At 59.2% G+C, this 25,247-nt stretch carries 21 protein-coding genes and 1 pseudogene; 10 read left to right on the forward strand and 12 right to left on the reverse strand.

Annotation, left to right across the window (positions count from 1 at the left end):
• Positions 1–239 precede the first annotated feature (239 nt).
• Entirely contained in the window at positions 240–1,118 is an 879-nt protein-coding gene (gene pdxY, locus EV130_RS18525; protein ID WP_074062969.1) for a pyridoxal kinase PdxY, read from the forward strand.
• A 70-nt stretch (positions 1,119–1,188) separates the two neighbouring features.
• Positions 1,189–1,830: a carbonic anhydrase gene (locus tag EV130_RS18530; RefSeq protein ID WP_074062968.1), complete on the forward strand. Its 642-nt coding sequence runs from the start codon at positions 1,189–1,191 to the stop codon at positions 1,828–1,830.
• Between the two features lie 19 nt (positions 1,831–1,849).
• On the opposite strand, the gene EV130_RS18535 is transcribed toward EV130_RS18530, so the two are convergent.
• The 3 genes and pseudogenes from EV130_RS18535 to EV130_RS33400 all read right to left on the reverse strand — a co-directional run bounded on the left by EV130_RS18535 (position 1,850) and on the right by EV130_RS33400 (position 4,208).
• Complete coding sequence (locus EV130_RS18535) at positions 1,850–2,671, reverse strand: lytic murein transglycosylase (RefSeq protein WP_132661056.1); 822 nt, start codon at positions 2,669–2,671, stop codon at positions 1,850–1,852.
• A gap of 183 nt (positions 2,672–2,854) precedes the next feature.
• A complete protein-coding gene (locus tag EV130_RS18540) occupies positions 2,855–3,889 on the reverse strand; it encodes an aspartate-semialdehyde dehydrogenase (protein ID WP_022717572.1) in 1,035 nt (344 codons plus the stop codon).
• 110 nt (positions 3,890–3,999) lie between these two features.
• Positions 4,000–4,208, reverse strand: a pseudogene (locus EV130_RS33400) (hypothetical protein).
• 192 nt (positions 4,209–4,400) lie between these two features.
• Here EV130_RS33400 and EV130_RS18545 point away from each other — a divergent pair.
• Entirely contained in the window at positions 4,401–6,287 is a 1,887-nt protein-coding gene (locus tag EV130_RS18545; protein WP_132661058.1) for an MFS transporter, read from the forward strand.
• A gap of 222 nt (positions 6,288–6,509) precedes the next feature.
• Here the strand turns inward: EV130_RS18545 and EV130_RS18550 are convergent, their stop codons facing one another.
• The 4 genes from EV130_RS18550 to EV130_RS18565 form a co-directional block, all read right to left on the reverse strand.
• Positions 6,510–7,268 (reverse strand): phosphatase PAP2 family protein, encoded by a 759-nt coding sequence (locus EV130_RS18550; protein WP_074062964.1) that lies wholly within the window; start codon positions 7,266–7,268, stop codon positions 6,510–6,512.
• Between the two features lie 123 nt (positions 7,269–7,391).
• Entirely contained in the window at positions 7,392–8,504 is a 1,113-nt protein-coding gene (gene leuB / locus EV130_RS18555) for a 3-isopropylmalate dehydrogenase (RefSeq protein ID WP_074062963.1), read from the reverse strand.
• A 188-nt stretch (positions 8,505–8,692) separates the two neighbouring features.
• Positions 8,693–9,301, reverse strand: coding sequence for a 3-isopropylmalate dehydratase small subunit (gene leuD / locus EV130_RS18560; RefSeq protein ID WP_074062962.1), 609 nt, complete (start codon positions 9,299–9,301; stop codon positions 8,693–8,695).
• 88 nt (positions 9,302–9,389) lie between these two features.
• Positions 9,390–9,620, reverse strand: a complete 231-nt coding sequence (locus tag EV130_RS18565) for a hypothetical protein (RefSeq protein WP_074062961.1) — start codon at positions 9,618–9,620, stop codon at positions 9,390–9,392.
• A gap of 111 nt (positions 9,621–9,731) precedes the next feature.
• Here EV130_RS18565 and EV130_RS18570 point away from each other — a divergent pair, with 111 nt between their 5' ends.
• Positions 9,732–10,655 carry an HpcH/HpaI aldolase/citrate lyase family protein gene (locus tag EV130_RS18570; RefSeq protein ID WP_132661060.1) on the forward strand — a complete coding sequence of 308 codons (924 nt, stop codon included), beginning with the start codon at positions 9,732–9,734 and terminating at the stop codon, positions 10,653–10,655.
• Entirely contained in the window at positions 10,652–10,858 is a 207-nt protein-coding gene (locus tag EV130_RS18575; protein WP_132661063.1) for a DUF1737 domain-containing protein, read from the forward strand. The genes EV130_RS18570 and EV130_RS18575 overlap by 4 nt, the downstream gene beginning before the upstream one ends.
• Position 10,859: 1 nt before the next feature.
• Here EV130_RS18575 and EV130_RS18580 read toward each other — a convergent pair whose 3' ends face one another.
• Complete coding sequence (locus EV130_RS18580; RefSeq protein ID WP_132661065.1) at positions 10,860–11,297, reverse strand: metallopeptidase family protein; 438 nt, start codon at positions 11,295–11,297, stop codon at positions 10,860–10,862.
• Between the two features lie 164 nt (positions 11,298–11,461).
• Here EV130_RS18580 and EV130_RS33405 point away from each other — a divergent pair, with 164 nt between their 5' ends.
• The 5 genes from EV130_RS33405 (at position 11,462) to bfr (ending at position 18,289) form a co-directional block, all read left to right on the forward strand.
• On the forward strand, positions 11,462–12,412 hold the full coding sequence (locus EV130_RS33405) for an ImuA family protein (RefSeq protein WP_074062957.1): 951 nt from the start codon (positions 11,462–11,464) through the stop codon (positions 12,410–12,412).
• Positions 12,413–12,422: 10 nt separating this feature from the next.
• Complete coding sequence (locus EV130_RS18585; protein ID WP_281032109.1) at positions 12,423–13,871, forward strand: Y-family DNA polymerase; 1,449 nt, start codon at positions 12,423–12,425, stop codon at positions 13,869–13,871.
• Positions 13,868–17,323 carry an error-prone DNA polymerase gene (locus EV130_RS18590; RefSeq protein WP_132661070.1) on the forward strand — a complete coding sequence of 1,152 codons (3,456 nt, stop codon included), beginning with the start codon at positions 13,868–13,870 and terminating at the stop codon, positions 17,321–17,323. Before EV130_RS18585 ends, EV130_RS18590 begins: the two co-directional genes overlap by 4 nt.
• A gap of 140 nt (positions 17,324–17,463) precedes the next feature.
• Positions 17,464–17,838 (forward strand): (2Fe-2S)-binding protein, encoded by a 375-nt coding sequence (locus tag EV130_RS33410; protein WP_074063387.1) that lies wholly within the window; start codon positions 17,464–17,466, stop codon positions 17,836–17,838.
• Positions 17,804–18,289, forward strand: a complete 486-nt coding sequence (gene bfr, locus EV130_RS18600) for a bacterioferritin (RefSeq protein ID WP_074062954.1) — start codon at positions 17,804–17,806, stop codon at positions 18,287–18,289. Before EV130_RS33410 ends, bfr begins: the two co-directional genes overlap by 35 nt.
• 537 nt (positions 18,290–18,826) lie before the next feature.
• Here bfr and EV130_RS33415 read toward each other — a convergent pair.
• From EV130_RS33415 to EV130_RS18625, 4 genes are all read right to left on the reverse strand, one after another.
• On the reverse strand, positions 18,827–22,321 hold the full coding sequence (locus EV130_RS33415) for a spermine/spermidine synthase domain-containing protein (protein WP_245520076.1): 3,495 nt from the start codon (positions 22,319–22,321) through the stop codon (positions 18,827–18,829).
• A complete protein-coding gene (locus tag EV130_RS18615) occupies positions 22,318–23,070 on the reverse strand; it encodes a protein-L-isoaspartate(D-aspartate) O-methyltransferase (protein ID WP_132552259.1) in 753 nt (250 codons plus the stop codon). Before EV130_RS18615 ends, EV130_RS33415 begins: the two co-directional genes overlap by 4 nt.
• 380 nt (positions 23,071–23,450) lie before the next feature.
• The gene (locus EV130_RS18620; protein ID WP_132552260.1) at positions 23,451–23,984 is read right to left on the reverse strand and encodes an RNA pyrophosphohydrolase; all 534 of its coding nucleotides are present in this window, start codon (positions 23,982–23,984) and stop codon (positions 23,451–23,453) included.
• 11 nt (positions 23,985–23,995) lie between these two features.
• Complete coding sequence (locus EV130_RS18625; protein WP_132661073.1) at positions 23,996–25,186, reverse strand: divergent polysaccharide deacetylase family protein; 1,191 nt, start codon at positions 25,184–25,186, stop codon at positions 23,996–23,998.
• Positions 25,187–25,247: the final 61 nt, after the last annotated feature.

A 25,247-nucleotide genomic window follows, 5' to 3' on the forward strand; every position in this document is an offset into this window, starting at 1 on the left:
TTGCCGCAAGTTAGCAGAAGAATTATCGAAAAAACCCCTAAAAGAGGCTCCGCCCTGGCAGTTTTTGTGCGTTTTTGATCCGGATTTCGTAAGATTTCGGAGAATTTCCCGATTTTTGGAAGCGTAAGGCCAGTGTTTTGTCGGCTCGCCCAGATTTCCACGCATGGATGAAGAATGGTTGACAGCGGCGCGGCAAAAGGACGATCAAAAGCGCATCGAATGCGGGGTTCAAAATTACTATGCCGGACAATAGTGCTGCAGGAGCGGTGATCGTCATCTCCAGCCATGTCGTTCGCGGTTCGGTGGGCAATCGCGCCGCCGTCTTCGCGCTTGAGACGCTGGGCCATCAGGTCTGGGCACTGCCGACCATCATTCTGCCCTGGCATCCCGGTCATGGCCGTTCGACCCGGCTCACCTTTGCGGAGGCCGATTTCGATGCCGCTATCGATGATCTCATCCGTGCGCCGTGGGTTGGAGAAGTGAAGGCGGTTTTGTCTGGTTATTTCGGAAACGCTGCCCAGGCTGGTTCCGTTGCCCGTCTGGTCAGCGCATTGCGTGAAAGAAACCCCGAGCTGCTCTATGTCTGCGATCCGGTGATGGGGGATCTGGGCGGCCTCTATGTTCCCGAAGCAACAGCGGAGGCGATCCGCGACCATCTGATCCCACTGGCCTCGTTGGCCACACCCAACCGCTATGAGCTGGCCTGGATGGTGGGCGCACCGTTGGAGGACAATACGGCCGTCATGGAGGCTGCCTTGTCCCTCGGCCCTTCCCGCATGCTTGTCACCTCCGCTGTTCCGATGATGGCTGGCGGCACCGGAAATCTCTATCTCTCGGGCCGCCATGCCCTGCTTGCCGAGCATCGCGTCGTCGACAAGCCACCGAATGGATTGGGCGACCTGCTGGCAGCCGTCTTCCTCTCGCGGCTGCTTTCCGGGATGGACGACGAAAAAGCATTGCAGCTTGCAACAGCCAGCGTCTATGAAGTGCTGGTACGTGCTGTCAAACGCGGCAGTGACGAGCTCACGCTCGCAAGTGATGCATCAAGCCTCTCGACGCCAATGGCCATGGTGCAGATGCGCCGCCTCATGCATCCCGCTCAACGGAAGAAGAGCTAAGCGACGGCAGTTTTCGCATTTCGCACGTGCAGCAGTTGATCTTGCGGCGACTGCGCGCTAATCGACAGTCATGCAGTGTTTTCCAACTACCCTTCTGGACGGCTATCGCAACTTCATGAACGGTCGTTATGCCGACGCCCGCGACCGCTATAAGATGCTGGCTGAAAACGGCCAGAATCCGAATACGCTGGTTATTGCCTGTTCGGACTCGCGCGCAGCACCGGAACTTATCTTCGACGCTGGCCCCGGTGAGCTTTTCGTCATCCGCAACGTCGCCAACATGGTCCCGCCTTACGAGCCGGATGGCCATTTCCACTCGACGTCGGCCGCTTTGGAATTCGCCGTGCAGGTCTTGAAGGTTTCCGACATCGTCGTCATGGGCCATGGCCGCTGCGGTGGTATACGCGCAGCACTCGATCCCAATTCCGAACCGCTGTCGCCTGGTGATTTCATCGGCCGCTGGATGTCACTCGTCCGGCCGGCTGCCGAGCAGATTCAAAGCAACGACGTGATGACTGCCGCCGAGCGCCAGACGGCGCTCGAGCGCGTCTCGATCCGCAACTCGCTCAACAACCTGAGAACTTTTCCGGATATCAAGGCGCTTGAAGAGGCAGGTGAGATCGCCCTGCACGGAGCCTGGTTCGATATCTCGACCGGCGAATTATGGGTGATGGACGCCGAAACGCGCGATTTTATCCGCCCGGAAGTATGAACTTCGCGGGCGGGAAAGCTCACTGGCCGTCGATCTGCCGGCCGATGTAAGCGATTGCCTGTTGATAGACGGTTGCTGCGTTCCAGCCAGCGATTGCTGCAAAATTCGCTTCGCCTGGCTGATAACCCGCGCCTGCCTGCCAGCCGTGGCCTCTGAGGAAGTTTGCCGTCGAAGCCAGGGCATCAGCGCGCGAGCCGACCAAGTCGACGCGTCCGTCGCCGTCGCCGTCGGCTCCGAAACGGACCACGTTGCGCGGCAGGAACTGCGTCTGTCCAATTTCGCCGTGCGCCGCGCCGCGAGCCTGCGGGCTGAGATAGCCTTCGGAAACAAGTTGCAGAGCGGCATAAAGCTGATCGGTGAAATAATCCGAGCGGCGGCAGTCATAGGCGAGGGTCGAAACGGCAGACAGGGTATGCTGATTGCCCATATAACTGCCGAAGCCGGTCTCCATTCCCCAGATCGCGATCAGCGGTCCGGCCGGCACGCCGTAGCGGCTTTCGATCGAGGCGAAGAGTCCTTGATTGGCGCGCTTCATGCTTCTGCCGCGGGAGATGATCGTGGCGCCACCCCGTTTCTTCATGAATGCGTCGAAGGAGAGCTTGAAGCTCTTCTGCCCACGGTCGGCTGCGATTGTCGATTTATTATAGTTCACATTGGCGAAGGCCCGGTCCAGCACCGATGGGCTGACGCCGCTGGCGGCTGCTTGCTGCTTGAAGTCGGCAACCCAAGCTTGGAAACCCGCGCTGTTGTTGCCGCACTGGGCAGCCTTTGCCGCTGCCGGAACGGCGTGGAGTACGCTCGCCGCTGCGATGACCGCCACAAAGAATTTTGTCATGCTCATCAGAAACCCCGATCTCCATCTGCACAAGCTTGGCGCCGCGCAAGAATGCCAGCAGCAGATAATTTTGTCACGATCACCTTTCGGTGCCTTGCAACCTGATGGCCATCGGCCAGTTTTCGTAGGAAGCCCCGCATCATCAGGCGATATGCGGGGCTGATAGTAAATTATGGTTAATTTTTGGTGTTAGGCGGCCTTCTTGCGGGGCTTGATGAGACCGCGGTTGACGAGGAGCTCGGCAATCTGGATTGCATTCAAAGCCGCGCCCTTTCGCAGGTTGTCTGAAACCACCCAGATGTTGAGGCCATTCTCGACTGTCGCATCTTCGCGGATGCGCGAAATATAAGTCGCGTCTTCGCCGGCAGATTCGTAAGGCGTGATATAGCCGCCGTTTTCGTGCTTATCGATGACGAGGCAGCCCGGAGCGTCCCGCAGGATCTCGCGCGCCTGATCGGCGGTGATCTCGTTTTCGAACTCGATATTGACCGATTCTGAATGGCCGATGAAAACCGGAACCCGTACGGCCGTGCACGTGACCTTGATTTTCGGGTCGAGCATCTTCTTGGTCTCGGCTAGAACCTTCCATTCTTCCTTGGTGTAGCCATCCTCCATGAAGACGTCGATATGGGGAATGACATTGAAGGCGATGCGCTTCGTGAACTTCTTGTTTTCGATCGGATCGGCAACGAAGACGGCGCGTGTCTGGTTGAAGAGCTCGTCCATGCCGTCCTTGCCTGCGCCGGAAACCGACTGGTAGGTCGAGACGACAACACGCTTGATCTTGGCAAAGTCATGCAGTGGCTTCAAAGCCACGACGAGCTGTGCGGTCGAGCAATTCGGGTTGGCGATGATGTTGCGCTTGGTGAACTGCGTCACGGCATCCGGATTCACTTCCGGAACGATCAGCGGCACGTCGGCGTCGTAGCGCCAGGCCGAGGAGTTGTCGATCACGACGCATCCCTGCTGGCCGATCTTCGGCGAGAACTTCTTGGACACCTCGCCACCCGCAGACATCAGGCAGATGTCAGTGTCGGAGAAATCGTAGTTCTCGAGGTTGGAAACCTTCAGTGTCCGATCACCGTAGGAAACCTCCGTACCCTGCGAACGCGCGGAGGCGAGCGCCACGACTTCGTCGGCGGGGAAGCCGCGCTCCGAGAGGATGTTGAGCATTTCCCGGCCCACATTTCCGGTCGCTCCCGCAACTGCAACTTTGAAACCCATTTCAAGCTCTCTTTCTCTTCTCTCCTCTTGTCCGGTGAGGGGGAAGGCGCGAGACGATCGCGGCTTCCTGTCCCCAGCCGGGCCGGGGAGAGAGCGGCAGGCCAGAGACGTCAGACGGTTTTCGTCGTCGTTTTGGCCTTGGTTTTGGAAGAAACCGGAACAGCAATATCCATCCCGGCACCTGGTGCCAGATCATCGCGTGCAGCAATGGCGTGTTCGTCTCGAACCATGGATATTCCCTTCCGCCGTTGCTCTTAAAAGGTTTTCCACAGGAGTCAAGGTTTTTGCAACCTGCTGTCTCGAGCACCCGGGCAGAGATTGCGGTCCTTCGGAAGGAGCCTTGCCTGCGACAATCTGTGCAAAGGCATTAGACTAAAGTCATAATCCCAAAGCCGCTCTCTTTCTCCGAATCCTTTTCTGTCACACTCTTGTCAGGCGAGTTGCGTCCAAGGATGCTTTGAGGAGAGCTTGGGACGCGCCTCGTTGCTTATCACTCTGTGGAGGACAGACAATGGCAAATGTCGCAAGCGTCGGAGACGCGAGAGTCGGCCCGATGACAGGCGAGGAGAAGAAGGTCATCTTCGCCTCCTCGCTCGGGACCGTTTTCGAATGGTATGACTTCTATCTTTACGGTTCACTCGCCACCTATATCGGCGCTACCTTTTTCAGCCAGTATCCGGAAACGACGCGAAACATCTTCGCCCTGCTCGCCTTTGCAGCCGGCTTCCTGGTGCGTCCGTTCGGCGCATTGGTTTTCGGCCGCCTCGGCGATCTGGTCGGCCGCAAATATACCTTCCTGATCACAATCCTGATCATGGGTCTGTCGACCTTCCTCGTCGGTATCCTTCCAGGAGCGGCGTCCATCGGCATCGCAGCCCCGATCATCCTGGTCGGTCTGCGCCTCCTGCAGGGCTTGGCCCTCGGCGGTGAATACGGTGGCGCAGCGACCTATGTGGCCGAACATGCGCCGCATGGCCGGCGCGGTTTCTTCACGTCATGGATCCAGACGACGGCAACACTCGGCCTGTTCCTGTCGCTGCTGATCATTCTCTTCGTCCAGTCCATGCTGGGTGCCGCCGATTTCGCCGCCTGGGGCTGGCGTATCCCGTTCCTCGTCTCGGTCGTCCTGCTCGGTGTTTCCGTCTGGATCCGTCTGAAGATGAACGAATCACCGGCCTTCCAGAAGATGAAGGCCGAGGGCAAGGGTTCGAAGGCGCCGCTGACGGAAGCCTTCGGCCAGTGGCGTAACGCCAAGGTGGCGCTGCTTGCGCTTCTTGGCGCTGTCATGGGGCAGGCCGTCGTCTGGTATTGCGGTCAGTTCTACGCGCTGTTCTTCCTGCAAAACATCCTGAAAGTCGACGCGCAGTCGACCAACCTGATGGTCGCGGCGTCGTTGTTGCTCGGGACCGGCTTCTTCGTTTTCTTCGGGTGGCTTTCCGACAAGATCGGTCGCAAGCCGATCATCATGGCCGGCCTCCTGCTCGCCATGGTGACTTACTTCCCGCTGTTCAAGGCTCTGACCAATTTTGCCAATCCGGCGCTTGCAGAGGCGCAGGCCACGATCCGCGCAACGGTTACTGCGGCACCGGGCGATTGCAAGTTCCAGTTCAACCCGACCGGCACCGCGAAGTTTACCACCTCGTGCGATATCGCCACGTCGTTCCTGACGAAGAACTCGGTGCCATATGATGTCGTAAGCGGCCCCGCCGGTTCGGCCGCCACGGTCAAGATCGGCGACGACACGATTACAAGCTATGATGCCGCCGCTGCTGGCGACAAGGCGAAAGCGATGAACGGCGCTTTCGAAAAGGGCATCAACATCGCGCTTCGCGATGCTGGCTACCCCCTGGTTCGCGGCGCGGCCAAGGTTCCGGAATCCAAGCTCGATGCCTTCATCGCCGCCAACCCGGAACTGGCTCTCAATGCTGATGCGGTTCGTGCAGGTCAGAAGGAGACCGTACCGGCCGAAAAGCTCGTGACCGACAAGCTGCTGACGGCCGACGAGGCCAAGGGCGTCAACGACATGACTGTCTACACGATCGCCAACGGTGGTACCTTCACCATGGTTGCCGACCCGGCAAGACTGAACTGGGTGGGCGTCATCGCCGTCCTGACCGTCCTCGTCATTTACGTGACGATGGTCTACGGGCCGATCGCTGCCCTTCTGGTGGAGCTCTTCCCGACCCGGATCCGCTATACCGGCATGTCGCTTCCCTATCACATCGGCAACGGCTGGTTCGGTGGTCTGCTTCCGGCAACCGCCTTCGCGATGAGCGCCTTCAAGGGCGACATCTACTACGGTCTCTGGTACCCGATCATCTTTGCGGGCATCACCCTGGTCATCGGTATGATTTTCCTGCCGGAAACCAAGGACCGCGATATCCGCACGATGGATTGAGGCGATCCATCGCAATTGCGAAAACAGCACCCGGCGCCTTCAGGGCGCCGGGTTTCTTGTATCTGGACAACCCATTCGATGTCGCCATCCGTCAAGGCCGCGGTTGAAGAGCGGCCCGTAGTGCGAATGGACGAGTGGCGGTCCTCAGAGCCTGCAAAAAACACATCCGTTCGAAAAGCATTCTGGGGAAGGCGCAAGGATAGCAGAACGTCGAACCGAGGCTCAAATGAGTCTGCTGAGACGTGGCACGGGCCAGCCTTCGCGACCGACGGCAAAGATCAGGCCGAAGCGGGCAAAGAGGATCGAGACGGCAAATGCGAGCCAGGCGCCGAGCGCCAGTCCTGCTACGACGTCGCTCGGATAGTGGACGCCGATGATGATGCGGGTTGCACCGAGCCAGAGACCGATACCGATGAAAATGAGCCTGACGTGGGGAAAGAGGAGGATCAGTGCCACAAAGAGCGCGCCGATGTTGGCCGAATGACCCGACGGGAAGCTCTGATGCAGGAAATCCGTGTTCAAGGGCGAGAAACTGAAAATGCCCTCCTGCTCGTAGATGAGCGGACGCGCCCGCCCGATCAGGAACTTCAAAGTGTTGGCACAGACACTGGCGAGGATGACGGATAGCCCGACATAGGCTGTCATCTGGACGAAACAGGCCATGCGGAACCGGCGGCGGACTTTCCAAAGCCGCCGGCGAACGGCGTAACCGGTGGCGAGAATGGTGCAAAGCCCCGCAAGGATCCATGCAAGCCGGCCGATATCCGTCACCTCGCCGGCGATCGATACCAGGGGAGGCGAGAGGCTCTTGGCTGCCTGTCCGAGCGGCCTGTCAAAGACAAAAAAGGCGATGACGACGACATTGACCGCCGAAAGCGTAAACGCCTTCCAGGGAACTCTGCGATGGATCGTGCGTCGGGCGTCGTAGCGCTTGCCAAGATAAGATCGGCAGCCTCGTTTTTGATCGGCGGTATTGCTCATTCCATCCCTTCGTCGTTTTGCCCTTCGTCGTTTTGAGGACATAGGAAACGGAACTGATACCTTCAATAAAAAGCCCTCCGTACCGATAGATACGAAGGGCGCAAAAGCGTTTCACGTGAAATATCAGGCAGAAAGCGTCTTGAACTCGGCAAGGATCGCCTGGCCCATTTCAACAGTTCCGACCTTCCTAGCGCCTTCGGCCATGATGTCGGCCGTGCGGATACCCTTATCGAGCACGTTGGCAATAGCCTTCTCGAGATCGTCGGCTTCCTTCACGAGGTTGAAGGAATAACGCAGGCACATGGCGAAGGAGGCGATCATCGCAATCGGGTTGGCGACGCCCTTGCCGGCGATATCGGGAGCGGAGCCGTGGACCGGTTCGTAGAGCGCCTTGCGTTTGCCTGTCTTGCCATCCGGTGCACCGAGAGAAGCAGACGGCAGCATGCCAAGCGAACCCGTCAGCATCGCCGCGACGTCCGAAAGCATGTCGCCGAAGAGATTGTCGGTGACGATCACGTCGAACTGCTTCGGCTGGCGCACCAGCTGCATTCCGCCGGCATCGGCCAGCATATGCTCCAGCTGGACGTCGGAATACTTTGCTTTGTGCGTCTCGGTCACGACCTGGTTCCAGAGCACGCCGGACTTCATGACGTTGCGCTTTTCCATGGAGCAGACACGGTTCTGGCGGGTTCGGGCCATTTCGAAGGCGACGCCGGCAATGCGTTCGATTTCGTAAGTGTCGTAGACCTGCGTATCGATGCCGCGTTTCTGGCCGTTGCCGAGATCGATGATCTCCTTAGGTTCGCCGAAATAGACGCCACCCGTGAGCTCGCGGATGATGAGAATGTCAAGACCTTCGACAAGTTCAGGCTTCAACGAGGAGGCGGAGGCAAGCGCCGGATAGCAGATCGCCGGGCGCAGGTTTGCGAAGAGTTCCAAGTCCTTGCGCAGGCGCAGAAGGCCTGCTTCCGGACGCACTTCATAGGGCACGCTGTCCCATTTCGGACCGCCGACTGCACCGAAGAGAACGGCATCTGCTGCCAGCGCCTTTTTCATGTCGTCTTCCGAGATGGCCGCGCCATGCGCATCGTAGGCACTGCCGCCGACAAGGCCTTCGCCGACGACGAATCCGGCGTTCATCGCCTCGTTCATGTAAGCAATGATCTTGCGGACCTCGTCCATTGCCTCCGGACCGATGCCGTCGCCCGGCAGCAGGAAAAGATTGCGCGCTGTCATGAAACCCTCCGCTGAAAAACAAGTTGCGGCTTCTTAGACCCCGTCGAAAGCCATTTCAAGGAACAGAACGGCTGAATCGGTACGGTTTGCCGCCTCATGACGGCGTTGTACATCCCGGGAATTTCTCAAGGGTGCGCAAAGAAAAGCCGGGTCGATGCCCGGCTTGGTCGCATGTCGGGTTCGGACGATTAAGCTGCCCAGGGACGCGATGCGGCGTTCGACTTTTCGAACTTGTCGATCGCAGCGGCCTTTTCCAGCGTCAGGCCGATATCGTCGAGACCGTTCAGCAGGCAGTGGCGCTTGAATTCGTCGAGGTCGAACTTGATCGAACCACCGTCCGGGCCGGTGATCTCCAGGTTTTCGAGATCGACCGTCAGGACTGCGTTGGAACCGCGAGAGGCATCGTCCATCAGCTTATCGAGGTCTTCCTGGCTGACCCTGATCGGGAGAATACCGTTCTTGAAACAGTTGTTGTAGAAGATGTCCGCGAAGCTTGTGGAGATGACGCAGCGGATGCCGAAATCGAGAAGCGCCCACGGAGCATGCTCGCGAGAGGAGCCGCATCCGAAATTATCACCGGCAACAAGAATCTTGGCATTCTGATAAGCCGCTTTGTTGAGCACGAAGTCCGGGTTCGGCGTGCCGTCTTCGTTGTAGCGGGCTTCGGCAAAGAGCCCCTTGCCAAGACCGGTGCGCTTGATGGTCTTCAGGTAATCCTTGGGAATGATCATGTCCGTGTCGATATTGACGACCGGGAGGGGTGCTGCAACGCCCGTGAGCTTCACGAACTTTTCCATGGAAACCTGCCTTTGTATGCCGTTTTTCAACGATTGCTCGGCAATAGAGCAAAACGCCGTAAAAATGAAGGGGAATCTTGGCGTGCGCCTAGAGATCGATGATCGTGCCGCGGCCGTCGTTCCAGATGCGCATTTCGCGCTTTGGCGCAGCCTTGGCGCGGACGGGCGCCGGCTTCATCTTCATCGAAAGCGCGCGGCCGGCCATGAGCACGGTCAGGATGGCGCCAACGGCGAGCGTCACCGAGAAGGTAAGAGCAGCGAGCGCCACGAATACAGTGATCCCTGCGAGCATGAGGAAGATGGAACGTATATTCTGCATGAGTTTAGACCTTTCTTCGAAAGGAATGTGGTCCCTGGTCTTTATTTCTGCAAGTCAAGCATGGCTTTTTGTTGTCTTGCCACTTTTCACAAAGCTTGGCACACATTCGTGATGAGCCAGAATTCGCCCATCCGTTCGTTCAGTTTACACCGCTCCGTGCTGAGTGTTCCCGCAATCAATCAGCGCGCGCTCGAAAAGATCCATGGGCTCGATTGCGATGCGGTCATTTTCGATCTCGAAGATTCCGTGGCGTTGGAGAAGAAGGAGGAAGCTCGCGAAAACCTGAAAGCCTTCTTTTCGGGCAAGCCACTTGCGAACAAGGAAAGGATCATCCGTATCAACGCGCTCTCGTCGGCTTTCGGCCACGCCGACATGGAGCTGGTACAGGCGCTGCGGCCAGATGCCGTGCTTTTGCCGAAGGTGGATGAGCCGCAGGATGTCATGGCCGTGAGCGATCTTCTTGCTGACGCGGACGTGCCGGAGACCTTGCGTATCTGGGCGATGATCGAGACGCCCCGCGGTATCCTGAACGCGGCGGCAATCGCTGAGGCTGGGCGCACCTTAGGCTCGAGACTCGATTGCTTTGTCGTCGGGCTCAATGATCTGCGCAAAGAGACCGGCGTTCTTCCTCAACCGGGCCGAACCTATCTCGTGCCCTGGCTGATGCAGGTCATCCTTGCCGTGCGTGCCTATGGTCTGGATGCGATCGATAGCGTTTTCAATGATTTCAAGGAAACAGATGCCTTCGAGGCCGAATGCGCCCATGCCCGGGCCATGGGATATGATGGCAAAATGCTGATCCATCCGATGCAGATCGAGGCTGCCAATCGGCACTTCGCTCCCGACGAGGCTGCCATCCGGGAGGCGGAAGAAATCATCGCCGCTTTCGCCCATCCCTCGTCCGAAGGTCTCAACGTCATCACGTTGAACGGCCGGATGATCGAGCGGCTGCATCTTGTACAGGCAGAAAGCCTGGTCCATAAGGGCCGCCTGATTGCGAAACGCCAGACAATTGAACGAAAGCCTTTATCATGAAGCTCTATCGCCTTCTGACCGGCCAGGACGACGCCGCATTCTGCCATCGCGTGACCGATGCGCTCAACAACGGCTGGTCGCTTCACGGTGTACCGTCGCTGACCTACAATATTCAGACCGGACAGGTAATCGCCGGCCAGGCGATCGTCAAAGAGGTCGAAGGCAAGGATTATCATCCGCAGATGAAGCTCTCCGAGCAATAGCTTAGCGGTCGACGGCTTCCTCGACGCTGGCTTCGATCCGCTCCATGTCGTCATCGCTCAGGCCGAAATGGTGGCCGATCTCATGGATGAGGACGTGGGTGATGATGTCTCCGAGCGTTTCATCGTTTTCTGCCCAGTAATCCAGGATGGGACGCCGGTAGAGGCGGATACGATTGGGCATCTCGCCGGTCTCGACCGTGAAGCGCTCGGAAATGCCCCGGCCTTCGAAGAGGCCAAGCAGGTCGAAGGGCGTTTCCAGCGCCATATCCTCGAAAACATCGTCGTCCGGAAAATCCTCGATCTCGATTGTCAGATTGTCGGTGAGCGAGCGGAATTCATCCGGCAGGTGGCTATAGGCCTCCATTGCCAGAGACTCGAATGTGCTGATCGTTGGGGCATGGCGATCCCGCCAATCCTCGCTCTGGTCTATGCGGGCCATGAAAATTCCTTCCTTTGGCGCCCATATAGAACCTTTGCGTAGGATTTTCGAGTGTGGAATCAAAGGCAGGAATAAATTCACAAGAATTGGTTGTTGACTCTTCTAGCAAGCTCTGGAATCCATAAGAACATAACAGGAACAATCTGACTCTGGAGTGAAACGTCATGGCGCAGACGGCCGTGGCGCGCGAGCAGCTTTTTGCGCTCCGCGAAACCATTGCGAAACTCGAAGGCAAGCCGGCACCTGCGCTTGCGGCAGCCACGCAAGAGTCTCGTGCAACTGGCGATGAGACCCGTTCGAGACCTGCAACAACGCCCCCGCCGCCGCGCCTGTCCTTTGACATTCCAATTCTCGATGAAGCGCTCGAAGGTGGTCTGCCGCTTAACGGCATTACCGAAGTCCGGTCTGTGATGCTGAGGGACGCGGGCGGCGCCAGCGGTTTCGTGCTGGCGCTTGCGGCCTGGCTGCAGCGGCACGAGACGGCGGATGGCATGCCGGTCCTTTGGATCGGTGACAGAATATCGACAATGGAAGCAGGGCATCCCTATGCGGTTGGCCTCAAGGATTTCGGCCTGGAGCCGGAACGCTTTCTCATTGCGTCGCCACACAAGCTGGAAGAGGCGCTGTGGCTTGCCGAAACGGCGGTCGAAAGCGCTGTGTTCCCAGCCACGATCCTGGAGGTGCGCGGCAACCCGGCCCAGTTTGGTCTTACAGAAAGCCGGCGATTGAGCATGCGGGCAAGGGCTTCCGGCCGGCCGCTTCTTCTGTTGCGGCAGGGAGGCGAGGAGGAGGCGAGCAGCGCCTCTTTCCGATTCCGTGCCGAACCTGCGCCAGCCAGCACACGGCCTCTGCCGGATGGTTCGCTGTTTGCCGGCAGCATCGGCAGTCCGGTCTTTCGTCTCATCCTGGAGAAGAGCCGCAACGCGGCTCCCCTCTCCTTTCTTCTGGAATGGAACCCTCATGACCGCCAGTTTTTCCCCGTTAGCCAGCCAGAGCGCACTCGTTCTCCAGGCGAGCAACCAGCGCATTCTGTCGCTCAATTTTCCCCATCTTCCAACCGACAGGATCGCCCGCAAGAGGTGGGGTCTGTCTTGGCGTTCGGCCGGACGCCCTGACGCGCCGCCGATCGTCTGTTCTGGACGGCTCAACAATACCATGCGCCTAACGGCGCTCGACGAGGTGGCGGAGCGGATTAAACTCAAGAAGAACCAGGGAGTGGCAGAAGCGCGTGCGATTTACCCGCTTTTGGATGTCAATGAGGAAGACCTGGCCGCCGATCGTCGGCTTCTCGAAGGCATCGCGGATTGGTGCGACCGTTATACACCGCTGGTGGCCTTCGACGGCAAGGACGGCCTGTTTCTTGATATTACCGGCTGCGCCCATCTCTTTGGCGGCGAAACGACCATGCTCAAGGATATCCTTTCCCGGCTATTTCATATGGGGCTCGATGTGTGCGGCGCTATCTCCTCCTCGCCGGGCCTTTCCTGGGCTGTGTCCCGCTTCGGGGATGGGGGCGTCATCGAAGCCGATCAGACGGAACATGTCCTGGCACCACTGCCGGTCGCAGCCCTTCGCCTCGAGGAAGGTACTATCGAGGCACTGAAGAAGCTCGGCTTCAAATATATCGGCGACCTCCTGTCTGCCCCACGCGCACCGCTAGCCCGCCGTTTCGGCGCGCAGTTCCTGCTCAGGCTAGACCAGGCGCTTGGACTGGAAGAGGAGCCTGTTTCCCCACGCCGGCCGGTCGCCAGTCTTTCCGCCGAACGACGCCTTATCGAGCCGATCGGCACGGAAGAAGATATCCTCGCCATGGCCGGCCAGATCGCTCTATCACTCAAAGCGTCGCTCGAGGCACGCGGTGCCGGCGGTCGCGTATTCGAACTCGTGCTGTTTCGCGTCGACGGCAGGGTCTTCAGGATTCGCGTCGGGGCCTCACAGCCTCTCAGGGACCCAAGGCATATCGCTTCGCTCTTCTGCGAGCGACTGCAGGCAATCCACGACGATCTCGATGCCGGCTACGGCTTTGAAATCCTGCGGCTGAATGTCCTGCGCCATGATCCATTCAATGCGGCGCAGGGGGATTTCGAAGGAGGCAGACAGCGGGAGACATCGCTTGCGGCATTCGTCGACAAAATTGCCGCCCGCCTCGGGGCGGATTGCCTGCAGAGTTTTCAACTGCGCGAAAGCCATGTGCCGGAGCGGGCGGCGATCGCTACTCCCGCCATGGAAGGCCTTCAGGCACGGGGCAAGGCAGAGGAAGGAACCCCTTTTTTCCCGCGACGTGAGCGGCCGCTGCGGCTTTTTGCCAGGCCGGAGCAAGTGGAGGCCCTGCTTGCCGAAGTTCCCGACGGTCCGCCGCAGATCTTCCGCTGGCGGCGCATAAAGCACCGCGTGGCGCGAAGCGAGGGACCGGAGCGGCTTGCCATGGAATGGTGGATCGATGGCTCGGACGCTGCGGCACGCGATTATTTCCGTGTAGAAGATGATGCCGGTCACCGCTTCTGGATGTATCGCGAAGGTTTTTACGGGCATGAGCTTCCTCCTCGGTGGTTCATGCATGGGCTCTTTGCATGAGCACGGCGCCCGCATTTTTCGAGATTGGTGCGAGAACGAACTTCTCGTTTCTCGAAGGAGCCTCCAGTCCCGAGGAGATGGTGGTGCAGGCGGCTTGCCTGAAGCTCGGCGGGCTCGGGATTGCCGACAAGAATACCGTTGCCGGCGTCGTGCGGGCGCATGCGCAGGCGGAGGAGATCAGGAAAAAATTCGAGAGGAAGGAAGCCGGGCTTCTGGAAGGAGACGAGAAGAAGCAGATCATTTTCGATCCAATCCGCCTCCAGCCAGGTGCGCGCCTCGTCTTTTCGGATGGAACTCCCGATGTTCTTGCCTATCCACAAAACAGGCGAGGGTGGGCGCATCTCTGCCGTCTGCTGAGTGCCGGGAATCTAAAGCCGGAGGCGGAGAAAGGCTCCTGCATTCTCACCGAAACGGAGATCATGGAATGGGGAGACGAGATGATGCTCGCCATTATTCCTGATCGCCTCTTTGTGGATGATGCCGTCGGCCTGCAGGCATTTGAAAATTGCCTGCAGCGTTTTCGAAAACGCTTTGGCAGGACGGTTCATATGGCGCTGGCGCCGGCTTATGACGGCCGCGACAAACAGGTTTTTGCAACACTCGCCATCCTTGCCGCCCGCCACCGCATTCCGCTGATCGTAACCAATCAGCCCCTTTATCATCATCCTGACCGGCGGCCCCTCTCCGATATCGTGGTCGCAATCCGCAGCCACGTTCCAGTTGCCGAAGCCGGTTTCCTTCTGGCGCCGAATGCAGAGCGCTATCTCAAGGGAATGCGGGAAATGGTGCGTCTCTTCAAGGACTATCCCGGCGCGATCGACAATACCCGTGCATTCTTCTCCAGCTTGACCTTTTCGCTCAGCGAGCTGGAGCACAATTATCCGCCTGAAAACGATCCCGGGGAAACGCCGTATCAAACGCTCGAACGGTTAACCTGGGCGGGAGCTGCAAAACGCTACCACCCGGAGCAGGTTCCGCAGAAGATCGTGAAGCAGATCGATTATGAACTGGATCTCATCAGGCAGAAAAACTACGCTTCCTATTTCCTCACCGTTTACAAGATCATTCAGCACGCCCGCTATAAGCTCGAGGTTCTGTGCCAGGGACGTGGATCGGCTGCGAATTCGGTCATCTGCTATTGCCTTGAAATAACGGAAGTCGATCCGAACAAGGCGACCTTGCTTTTTGATCGGTTCATCTCGATGGACCGCGATGAACCGCCGGATATCGATGTCGATTTCGAGCATGACAGGCGCGAAGAAGTCATCCAGTACATCTATAAAAGATACGGCATAGACCATGCAGGCCTGACGGCGGGGGTGACCACCTATCGCACCCGCTCTGCTGGCCGCGAAGTTGCCAAGGCCTTCGGGCTTTCGGAAGATGTCCAATCGGCGATCAGCAGCCTCGTCTGGGGCTGGTCGGAAGACAATCTGTCGGAGCGCGATGCGAAGGCGGCCGGTCTTGACATCGGCGATCCGGTGACGAAGAACGTCCTCAGATATGCCTCCGAGCTTCTCGGATTTCCGCGTCACCTCACCCAGCATGTCGGCGGATTTGTCATCACCCGCGATCGGCTCGATGAAGTCGTGCCGATCATGAAGACGGCGATGCCGGACCGCTACATGATCGAGTGGGACAAGGACGATCTCGACAATGTCAAGATTCTCAAGGTCGATATTCTGGCGCTCGGGATGCTGACCTGTCTGCGGAAGGCTTTCCAACTTCTTCAACTGCACTACGATGTGAAGAAAACACTCGCCGATCTCGGCAACAGGGAGCATGGGCAAGAGGGCAAACCGGTCTACGAGATGATATGCCGGGCCGATACGCTGGGGGTGTTCCAGATCGAAAGCCGGGCGCAGATGAGCATGCTGCCGCGCCTGAAGCCGAGGGAATTCTATGATCTCGTGATCGAGGTGGCAATCGTCCGGCCGGGACCGATACAGGGCGATATGGTCCACCCCTACCTCAAGAGACGACAGCAGAAGACACCCATCGAGTATCCCAGCAGTGAATTGAAGGCGGTGCTGGAAAGAACGCTCGGCGTTCCACTGTTTCAGGAGCAGGCAATGCAGATTGCGATCACCGCCGCAGGCTTCATGCCGGCGGAGGCAGATCGGCTTCGACGGGCCATGGCAACGTTCAAGAGAACCGGCACGATCGGCAATTTCCAGAAGCGATTCATCGAAGGAATGGTTTCAAGACACTATTCCTCTGACTTTGCGCATCAGTGTTTCAATCAAATCAAAGGCTTCGGCGAATATGGCTTTCCGGAAAGCCATGCGGCCTCCTTTGCGTTGCTCGTCTATGCTTCATCTTGGATCAAGGCCTACTACCCCGATGTCTTCTGTGCGGCGATGCTGAACTCGCAGCCGATGGGGTTCTATGCGCCGGCGCAACTGGTCCGCGATGCGCGCGAGCACGGCGTGGAAATTCGTGCCGTGGATATCAACCGTTCGGATTGGGATTGCCTGTTGGAGGATGCATGCTTCGACAAGTCAAAGATCGACTTCCGGCACAAGGACATGCACAAGGTCATCCGCACGAAAACAGCAGTCCGCCTCGGTTTTCGGCAAGTGAAGGGCCTTTCCGGCGACATGATAAAGGCGAAACTGATTGCAAATCGAGGTGCCGGGTATAGCTCGATCCGCGATCTATGGCTGCGATCAGGCCTTGAGAAATCGCAGATCGAACGGCTGGCAGATGCAGATGCCTTCGGTTCTATCGGCTTGTCACGGCGAGAGGCGCTCTGGGCGGCGCGGGCGCTTGATGTGAAAAGCGCCGCAGAAAGACTGCCCTTGTTCGACCGCGTGTCCCATGTCGATCTCCAAGTCGAACCAAGGGTGAATCTGCCCGAAATGCTGTCGGGCGAACAGGTGGTGGAGGATTATCGCTATCTCTCGCTGTCACTGAAGGGACACCCCATCTCATTCCTGCGAGAGGACTTCCAAAAAGCAGGGATTACGCGCAATGTCGACCTTCTGGCCGTGCCGAACGGAAAGAGAGTGACGATTGCCGGCCTGGTGCTGGTGCGCCAGCGCCCGGGCTCGGCCAAGGGCGTGATCTTCATGACGCTTGAGGATGAAACGGGTGTTGCCAATGCCATCGTTTGGAAAACGGCCTTCGAGAAATACCGCTCGGTCGTCATGGGGGCGCGGCTTGTGAAAATCCATGGCAAACTGCAAAGTCAAAGCGGCGTCATTCACACTGTGGTCGAGCATATCGAAGATATGACGCCCGCTCTTGGCCTTCTGCAGAAGGAGGCGCAGCGCTTTGGTCTTTGCCAAGGCGCCGACGAGACCATGCGGCCGACGGACCATTCCGGCGCAAGGAAGGCGGCAGGCATCCTTGAAAAGGACGCAATGGAAGGGCCGATGATATCAGTGGGCAGCGGGAAGGATGCTGGGGAAACCGCAAAGGTCATGCCGAAAGGGCGCAACTTTCATTGATGCCGCAGCGATCGATGATGTTGCCGAGCAGCATGCCAGATGCTGGGCCAGATCGCGCTGAGGATCAAAATGCATTGCGCGAAAGATCGCCAAACCAACGGTCACTATCGTCCGCTGCGCCTTCCACCTCGATTTTTTTCTTGACAGCCACCATCTTCTTTAGCAGAAAACACGATAGTCAGTGTCATGTTTGGAATGAAGACGTGCTCGTCTGCAGCTGCAACTATATAACCGACCAGGAAATCCGGGAGGTCATCAACGACCTTCTCGATGAAGACTGTTGGCAGCTTATCGTGCCTGCGAAGGTCTATCATGCCATGGAAAAGCGCGGCCGTTGCTGCGGCTGTTTCCCCAACGTCGTCGATATCATCATCCGGACGACTGAAGAATATCATGCCCGCCGCGACTCGACGGACGACGAGATATTTGATTTCATGTCCCGCCTGAAACAATTCCATGAAGAAAACAGGAGAGCGGACATTGAAAGGCGACAAAAAGGTCATCGAGCGGCTTAACGAGGCACTGTTCCTCGAACTCGGCGCAGTCAATCAATACTGGGTTCACTACCGGCTGTTGGAAGACTGGGGTTATACCAAGCTCGCCAAGAAGGAGCGCGCCGAATCCATTGAAGAGATGCACCATGCCGACCGCCTTGTCGCGCGCATCATATTCCTTGAGGGGCATCCGAACCTGCAGACGCTTGCGCCCTTGCGCATCGGCCAGAACGTCAAGGAGGTTCTGGAAGCCGATCTTGCCGGCGAGTATGATGCCCGCACGGCTTACAAGAAGTCGCGCGACATCTGTCATGACGCCGGCGACTATGTCTCCATGAAGCTATTCGAGGAGCTCCTTGCCGATGAGGAAGGGCATATCGACTTCCTCGAAACGCAGCTCGACCTCCTCGAGAAGATCGGCGAATCCAAATATGGCCAGCTGAACGCGGACTCGGCCAACGACGCCGAGTGAGTAACCGTCAAAAGCCAGCCGGCCGCAAAAAGTGCAGCCGGTTGGCTTTTCAAGTCGAGGGCGGGTGTTGCGGCAGGATGGGATCGTGTTCGAGCGAGCGCTGCACCCAGGTCCCCAGGTCATTCCGGTCAATTTCTCTCAAATCCTTCTTTCCTGGACGTGCCGGTCCTTGCGCCATCGATGACCTTATGCACGCAAGAGGTCGGCTATTTCCATTGTGGGTGCCGGTGACGCTCGATGATGTTGGAGCGAAGATCGGGATCTTCGATCCAAGTCTTCTCCAAATTTGCCGGCACGGTGCTCTTTCCATCGCGCCTGCCCCGTCCGCCAAAGCGAATGATCTTCCTTGCTCTGACGCTGGCGCTTGAAACTTCCCGTCGTCGGTCGATCCGCTGATAACGGCGCGTCGGGTTCAATCGACGGTTCAAGGCCGTTCAAGCATTGAGGTTGGTCCTTGCGACCGTGGCTGGGATTGCGGCAAAATGACCGTCGCCGCGTGCGAACAACGGCATTTTCTCAAGGGTGCCGTCCACATCGTCAAAAACCCTCGCCCCCTGCGCCTGCCTGGCCGAGGATCCAACCTTCCCACTGACCAATAACCCGATCATCCGATGCGCCGTCGCTACGATAGCCGTCGACCACATCGAGCATACCGAACAGGCCGACCGTCGCGTCGAAACGGTCCTCGCCGGTCCTTTCTGAGCCAAATCCGTCGGAGATGGCGTCGAGTATCGCCGTCCCGTCGACCTGCGGGCGCGCATCCAGCCAACGCGTGAGATGGTGGCTGATGGATCGGCGCCCCGATTGCTGCCGTTTGCTCCATAGGGGTCGACGGGAGATGCCGATCTGGCCGTAGACGTCGCCGGGATAGGTCTCGGCGACGATGGTGGCGCCAGGATGCGCCAGGACATCGATCCCACCGTCGAAGGGCCACAGGGCGATCTCATCAAGGTTGGGGACGATGATTTCTCGCCAACCGGTTATCGCCGCCTTGCCGACCTGATTGCCGCCCAACGTCCAGAAGATCATGCAGGCATTTCCTCGCTCGCCAGTGGCACGCTCGCAATGCCGGAGAAGATCGGCGCCTGTCGCGACTCCCAGCGCGTCGAAAAGATGCTGGCGTTGCGTGCCGCCCGGACGCATTGGATAGAATGGCCGGTGCAGCGAGATCTGGCTGCGATGCTCGGCGACCATGTACCACTCGGCAAAGGAACCCGTGCCGAAGGTCTGCAATGCCTCGCGGAAAGAAGAAAGACCGATCGCCCTGCCATAGGCTTCTGGCAGTCCAATCGGAAAGTCGAAGCCTACAAGCGTCGCACCATCGATTTTGGCACGCTGCCGTAGCCGGGGCAGTAATGTCGCCGTATCACTGACGGGCTCCGGCGCCGAGATTATCCAACGGCTACCGTCGCAAACAGCGACGCACTTCCAGCGTTTCTGCCGATCGATGCTCCAGTCGCAATGTGCGACGAGGGCTAAGGACATCATCCCCTCCCGGATTCGATCGGCCCACTCGCCAGCCGGATCGGGTTTTTTGGCTATTGGTCCAGCTGGCGCACGATTTCGATCCGGAACAAGGCCAGGCGGCGTCTTCTGATCGTACCGGTCCCCCGCCCCGGCGAGCAGGGCCGGGGCGACAAGATAAAGGATGGTGCCGATCACAACGACGCCAGTGAACCCGATATGCATGGCAATCAGGACGGCGAGGATCGCGCTCAACACCGACGCACAGCCATTGATCCCCCATGCCCAGGGAACGAACGCCTGCGAGCAGGTGCCAACGTGACTAAGGCCAAGGGGAAAGGGCATGCCCATGAAGACCGCAAGCGGCGCTATCATCAGGAGTGCGATCGAAATCTTTGCGGCATCCGTCAGCGCCAGTAGCCGTTCAAATACCGAAGGCAGCGCAAGCAGGTAGGTGGCACAAAGGCATGCGATCACAACGACGGCGAGTGCAATGCCGCGCACCGGTGATCCGCCTCCGGCCAGCGCCATCCAGCGTGCGGCTACGGCGCTGCCGAGACCCGCAAAGGCAAGGAATCCCGCAAGTACGACGGCGACAGCGTAAAGCGGATGGCCGAGGAACAGCACGAAGCGCTGGATGAAGGCAATCTCGATGAAGAGGAAGGCCAGGCCCAACGCAAGGAAATAGAGCCCGAAGCGCAGCCGAGGTACTCCTCTTGCGAGTGCTTGCCGGCCAAGCCAGAGCGGCAGCAGAATCAGGACGACGCTGAGGATCGTGGCCTGGACGAGCGTCGTCGCCAGGATCAGGTAACCCCAATCGAGCATCGCAGCCCCACCTTGGGTGCGCAGCGTTAGGAGCTCGGGCAGGGCGCGCCAGCGGAAAAAGTCGAAGAAATAAGGGCGATCGTCAGTGGCGGGTGCAATATCGAACTTGTAGCGCTCGATGAAGTCGGTCCGCTCTGGGCCGAGGAGAGCCAGGGCTCCCTCGTAAAGATATTCCCGGTCGAGCTGGTTGTACTGGTTCACTTGCGTCGACGAGATGCCAGGCGCCCAGGAAATGTCAAAGAAGTTATCGGACGCGAAGCTGCGGATGGCTTCGACGTCTTCGCCGGTGAACGCCGACTTGGCGACGAGGAGTGTTGCGGTATTCCAGCTGCGGATCAGCGCAAGCTGCTGGCCGGCCTCGGTCACGCCGTCAGCTTCAAGCGCTGCCGTAGCGGTGGCAAACAACTTGAGAATGTCACGTGGCGGCACCCGCAGCCATCGCGTGATGGCGATGATACCACCCGGTCTCAGCACCGCGAGATAATCCCGCAGCGCCTCCAGTGTATAGGTATAGTTCTCATGCATGGTCTGTACGCCGGCCGCGGAGGCGCTGAATGAGTCAAGGAGCGGCATCTGGATCAGGTCGTAACGCTCGCCAGTGGCCGCGGCGAAGGCGCGCGCCTCGCCTAAATGCAGATGCACATTCGGGCGGCTAAAGATGCGGCCGGCGAAGTCAGCGAAACGATTGCGAGCAAGATCGATCATCTGCGGGTTGAGCTCAACGGCATCCACGATGTCGGCTCCGGCGCGCAGCGCGAGCAGCACCTGTTCGCCGCCGCCGGCACCAAGGATCAGGACTCGCGGCCGCTTAAGGATGCGGTACGGGAGCGCGGCCGTCGTCCGGTCGAGATAAGCGACCGTCGCCGGATCGCCGCTAAAGGCGGTGATCGCCGTAATACTGTCGCCATCGGTGAAGACGGCGAGTTGGGCGGGCGGCTCTTGGGTGTTGGCGAGGCTGAGGCCCGGCGCGTAGCGGATGGGCACGGTCGGGCTCTCGACGACCGTCAGCAGTCCCAAGGGGCTTGATCGTTCCTCGACCACTCGTGCGTTCGGCACTTCGAGGGCCATGCGTAGGCCCTTGTACTGCGACATGTGCGGGCCAGGGGCCGCCCAGGACGGTGGTAGCCACACGCCGATGACCAGGACTGCAACTCCCAAGCCGCCCACGGCGGGCCACCGATGACGAGCCATGCCCGTCGCGGCGAGGGCAGCTGCGGCAAATCCCAGCGCTGCCACGAAGCACAGCGCCACAGGAGGAGGGACGATAAACAAGAGCCCGACGGTGCCCAGCGCACCGACCCCTGCGCCGACCAAGTCGAAGGAATAGACGCGTCCAATCTGGCCAGGGTGGCGGATGAAGGCAAGGCCGATACAGCTAGCACCGAAAAAGAACGGCAGGACCAGGAGAGCATAGCTGGCCGCGAGCCAGCCGAGCTGCCCCGGATTCCAGACAATTTCGAGGGCATTGAACGGGAGCCGTTCGGCGGTAGCGACGCTGGCAACCGCAGTAATGCCGAACAGGGCCGCCGATGCTGCGAACGCTTCGGGATAACGTTTAACCAGGGGGCGGCGGGCGAGCGCAAGCAACGTGCCGCTCGCGCCGAAGCCAAGGAGCGCGATGCTGATGATCATATAGGCGAAATGATGCCACTGAATGATCGAGTAGAACCGCATCAGTAGCACCTCGTGGGCAAGGGTCGCCGCCGATATGAGACCGACCGGCACCAGGCGACCCATTCTCATCGGGCCTGACCTCCCCTCAGCGGTACGAAGCTCACCGGCAGCAGCTGCCGGGTCGTAATGCTTCCGTCCACGCGCTTCTCGACCAGCATCAGAAACTGGGTCGCGAAAGGACCCCCGACGGGGACGACCATCCGCCCGCCCCTTGCGAGCTGTTCTACCAGCGGCGGGGGGATGTGGCTGGCAGCGGCAGTGACCACGATTCCGTCGAATGGCGCGTGTGCGGGCCAGCCATAGTAACCGTCGCCTATCTTCACCTCGACATTGTCGAAGTGGAGCTCCGCAAGCAGGGAGGCTGCCCGTTCGCCCAGTTTCGGTATGATCTCGATCGAGTAGACCTTTGCTGCGAGCGGCGACAGGACGGCTGCCTGATAGCCCGATCCAGTGCCGATTTCGAGGACGACGTCACCAGGGCCGACGTTGATCAGGTCGGTCATCAGCGCGACGATGAAGGGTTGCGAGATCGTCTGACCGTATCCGATCGGCAGCGGTCGATCTCGATAGGCCGCCCCGCGCAGCTCCTCGGGCACGAAGGAGTGGCGCGGCACTTTTCCCATCGTCTTCAGCACCACCGGGTCAATGCCCTGGCCCTCGACGGCTGACGGCGCTGAGCGGGCGTGCAAATTGATTGTTTCGATCATCGCTGCACGCTCGCTGAGGCGATCCTGCGCGCACGCAGATGTCGAAACCACGGCGGCGGTGCCCGCCAGAACCGCGGCCAATAACGCTTGGCATTGGGCTAATGGACGCATGAAAGTCTCTCCCGTCCAAGGCAGACAGTATAGTGGCTGCGAAGGAAATTTTGAACAGGGTTGGCTTCGCTCTCAGCTGCTCTCCGGCTCGAAACTTTACGACAACCCGGTGTCCTGGAAAGTGGCCGCGTCTACTGCAGCCGCCCAGCCTTGATCCACTGCAGAGCCTTCATCGCATTGAAATTTTCTATGTTGAACAGGATGGGAAAAGGGAAGCGGCAAAGGCATGCCGTTGCAAGACTTGCCGGCGACAATCCCGCTTTCTTCAAATTACCGAGGTTGAACTGGAAGGTCCAAAATCATCCTCGTACAAGCCCTGGCGTCTTCGCTTGCTCGGAAACCGGAAAATTGGTTCTGAGGCCGGGAGACCGCTGCCGCCGTCAGCCCGCCGCTCGCAGGTCAGCCAAATGGCTGAATTCCGATACGACCCGGTCGTAGACGGCCCGTTTGAAAGGCACGATCAACCCAGGTAGCTCGTGCATGGATTTCCACTCCCAGGCGTCAAACTCTGGCTCGTGGCCTCCCGGCGGCGGGTTGATCCTGATTTCGCTTTCGTCGCCTTCGAAGCGGAAGGCGAACCAGCGTTGCGTCTGGCCGCGAAACCTTCCCTTGAGCCCGATGCCGATCAGCTGCGGCGGCAGATCATAGTTGATCCAATCGCTCGCCTCCGCGAGCAAGGTCACCGTTCTGATACCGGTTTCCTCGTACAGTTCGCGGTATGCCGCTTCGAGCGGATCCTCGCCCTTGTCGATACCACCTTGCGGCATTTGCCACAGTTGTGGTGAGCCATCATATTCGGAATTGCCGACCGGGACACGCCGGCCTGCCCATACAAGCCCGTCGCGGTTAAGAATCATCACGCCGACGCAGGGCCGGTAGGGAAGGTCTTCGGCTTTGATTGTCGCCTGGTTCACGGAGGTGCTCCTCAAGGATTTTTAGCATCCGCAGCAAGGGCAGCAACACCGACGATCTCAATGCCGCGCATTCCTGCCTCTTCGCTCCATTTGGATATTGCCTCGATACTCTCGTCGAAAGCCGCTGCAACGCCAATTGCCTGGCCGTTGCGCTTGGCAACGCGCTCGAGCTCGTCAAGCCTATGCAGGATGGCGTTCACATCGACCTGACCATCGAGCTGCAGATCGGCGAAAGCATGGGCAAGCTCCGTTCCCTTCGCTACAGCGTCCGTCTTCGATTGCGCGGAGGAACCGTCGTCGAGAAACAACAAGCCCCGCTTGCCGATGTCGCGCATCACCGGCTCCATGGCATCGGGATTGGAGAGGAAGCGTCCTCCCAGATAGTTCATGATGCCCGTATAGTTGGTGATTTTGGCCATCGCGCGATGCAGGTTTTCGATATTTTCTGCTGGCGACTTCGAGGTAAGCAGCGTCCCGGGGCCGGGGTCGTTCGCCGGATAATCGAAGGGCTCCAGTGGAACTTGCAGGAGGATTTCATGGCCGCTGCGTCGCGCTTCCTGCATCCAACGCTGCAGGCTATTGCCGCTGGCGGCGAATGCGAGGGTGACTTCCTCAGGAAGCTCCTTGATGGCGCGCTGCGTACCCGTCTGGCTGAGGCCGAGACCGCTCACCACGATCGCAACGCGGGTGCCGCGGGCGCCGGACCACGGACGCGCATACTGATCCATCGGGCGACGGCCATCCGGTCCGATGACGGGTAGGCGGCCAAACGGGCTGTCCTCCAGAAGGCTCTCATTGGGCATCGCTGCCATGCGCGGATCCTGGCCGACCTGCATGGCGTCCACCAGAGCCGGACCCTTGTCGTCGCGTGGCCGCGGGCTGTATTTGGTCACGACCGAGCCGTCTCCGGTCACCATCCGCTCGATATTCGCACCGGAATGCGGATCGGAGCGCGACATCCCATTTGCCGTCTGGCTCTGCGTGGGGGCGGGCTGGACGGTATCCGTCGGTGGTGAGGCCGCTTGATCGGCCAGAGGCGGCCTTGTCGGCTGAAGGCCATCGTCACTGAGCATCGTGTAGAGAGAAAAGCCGCCGATCGTGATCAGGCAGAGGCTGGCGGCAATCCGGCCGATCCGCAGGATATTCGGCCGCTTGCCAGCCTTGCGGTTCTGGCCCAGTGGTGCATGCAAATCCGTTCCCAATTTCCTCGCCCGCTCCAAAACCGGGAAACAGCAAAAAATCAGGCCGGATCAAAATCCGGCC

This window comes from Rhizobium azibense (assembly GCF_004342325.1).
GTDB classification, from domain to species: Bacteria; Pseudomonadota; Alphaproteobacteria; order Rhizobiales; family Rhizobiaceae; genus Rhizobium; species Rhizobium etli_B.

What these genes read in the sequence shown, in the direction of transcription:
- pdxY (WP_074062969.1), top strand. Translation starts at nt 240, where the DNA reads ATGCCGGACAATAGTGCTGCAGGAGCGGTGATCGTCATCTCCAGCCAT.
- EV130_RS18530 (WP_074062968.1), top strand. Translation starts at nt 1,189, where the DNA reads ATGCAGTGTTTTCCAACTACCCTTCTGGACGGCTATCGCAACTTCATG.
- EV130_RS18535 (WP_132661056.1), bottom strand. Translation starts at nt 2,671, where the DNA reads ATGAGCATGACAAAATTCTTTGTGGCGGTCATCGCAGCGGCGAGCGTA.
- EV130_RS18540 (WP_022717572.1), bottom strand. Translation starts at nt 3,889, where the DNA reads ATGGGTTTCAAAGTTGCAGTTGCGGGAGCGACCGGAAATGTGGGCCGG.
- EV130_RS18545 (WP_132661058.1), top strand. Translation starts at nt 4,401, where the DNA reads ATGGCAAATGTCGCAAGCGTCGGAGACGCGAGAGTCGGCCCGATGACA.
- EV130_RS18550 (WP_074062964.1), bottom strand. Translation starts at nt 7,268, where the DNA reads ATGAGCAATACCGCCGATCAAAAACGAGGCTGCCGATCTTATCTTGGC.
- leuB (WP_074062963.1), bottom strand. Translation starts at nt 8,504, where the DNA reads ATGACAGCGCGCAATCTTTTCCTGCTGCCGGGCGACGGCATCGGTCCG.
- leuD (WP_074062962.1), bottom strand. Translation starts at nt 9,301, where the DNA reads ATGGAAAAGTTCGTGAAGCTCACGGGCGTTGCAGCACCCCTCCCGGTC.
- EV130_RS18565 (WP_074062961.1), bottom strand. Translation starts at nt 9,620, where the DNA reads ATGCAGAATATACGTTCCATCTTCCTCATGCTCGCAGGGATCACTGTA.
- EV130_RS18570 (WP_132661060.1), top strand. Translation starts at nt 9,732, where the DNA reads ATGAGCCAGAATTCGCCCATCCGTTCGTTCAGTTTACACCGCTCCGTG.
- EV130_RS18575 (WP_132661063.1), top strand. Translation starts at nt 10,652, where the DNA reads ATGAAGCTCTATCGCCTTCTGACCGGCCAGGACGACGCCGCATTCTGC.
- EV130_RS18580 (WP_132661065.1), bottom strand. Translation starts at nt 11,297, where the DNA reads ATGGCCCGCATAGACCAGAGCGAGGATTGGCGGGATCGCCATGCCCCA.
- EV130_RS33405 (WP_074062957.1), top strand. Translation starts at nt 11,462, where the DNA reads ATGGCGCAGACGGCCGTGGCGCGCGAGCAGCTTTTTGCGCTCCGCGAA.
- EV130_RS18590 (WP_132661070.1), top strand. Translation starts at nt 13,868, where the DNA reads ATGAGCACGGCGCCCGCATTTTTCGAGATTGGTGCGAGAACGAACTTC.
- EV130_RS33415 (WP_245520076.1), bottom strand. Translation starts at nt 22,321, where the DNA reads ATGAGAATGGGTCGCCTGGTGCCGGTCGGTCTCATATCGGCGGCGACC.
- EV130_RS18615 (WP_132552259.1), bottom strand. Translation starts at nt 23,070, where the DNA reads ATGCGTCCATTAGCCCAATGCCAAGCGTTATTGGCCGCGGTTCTGGCG.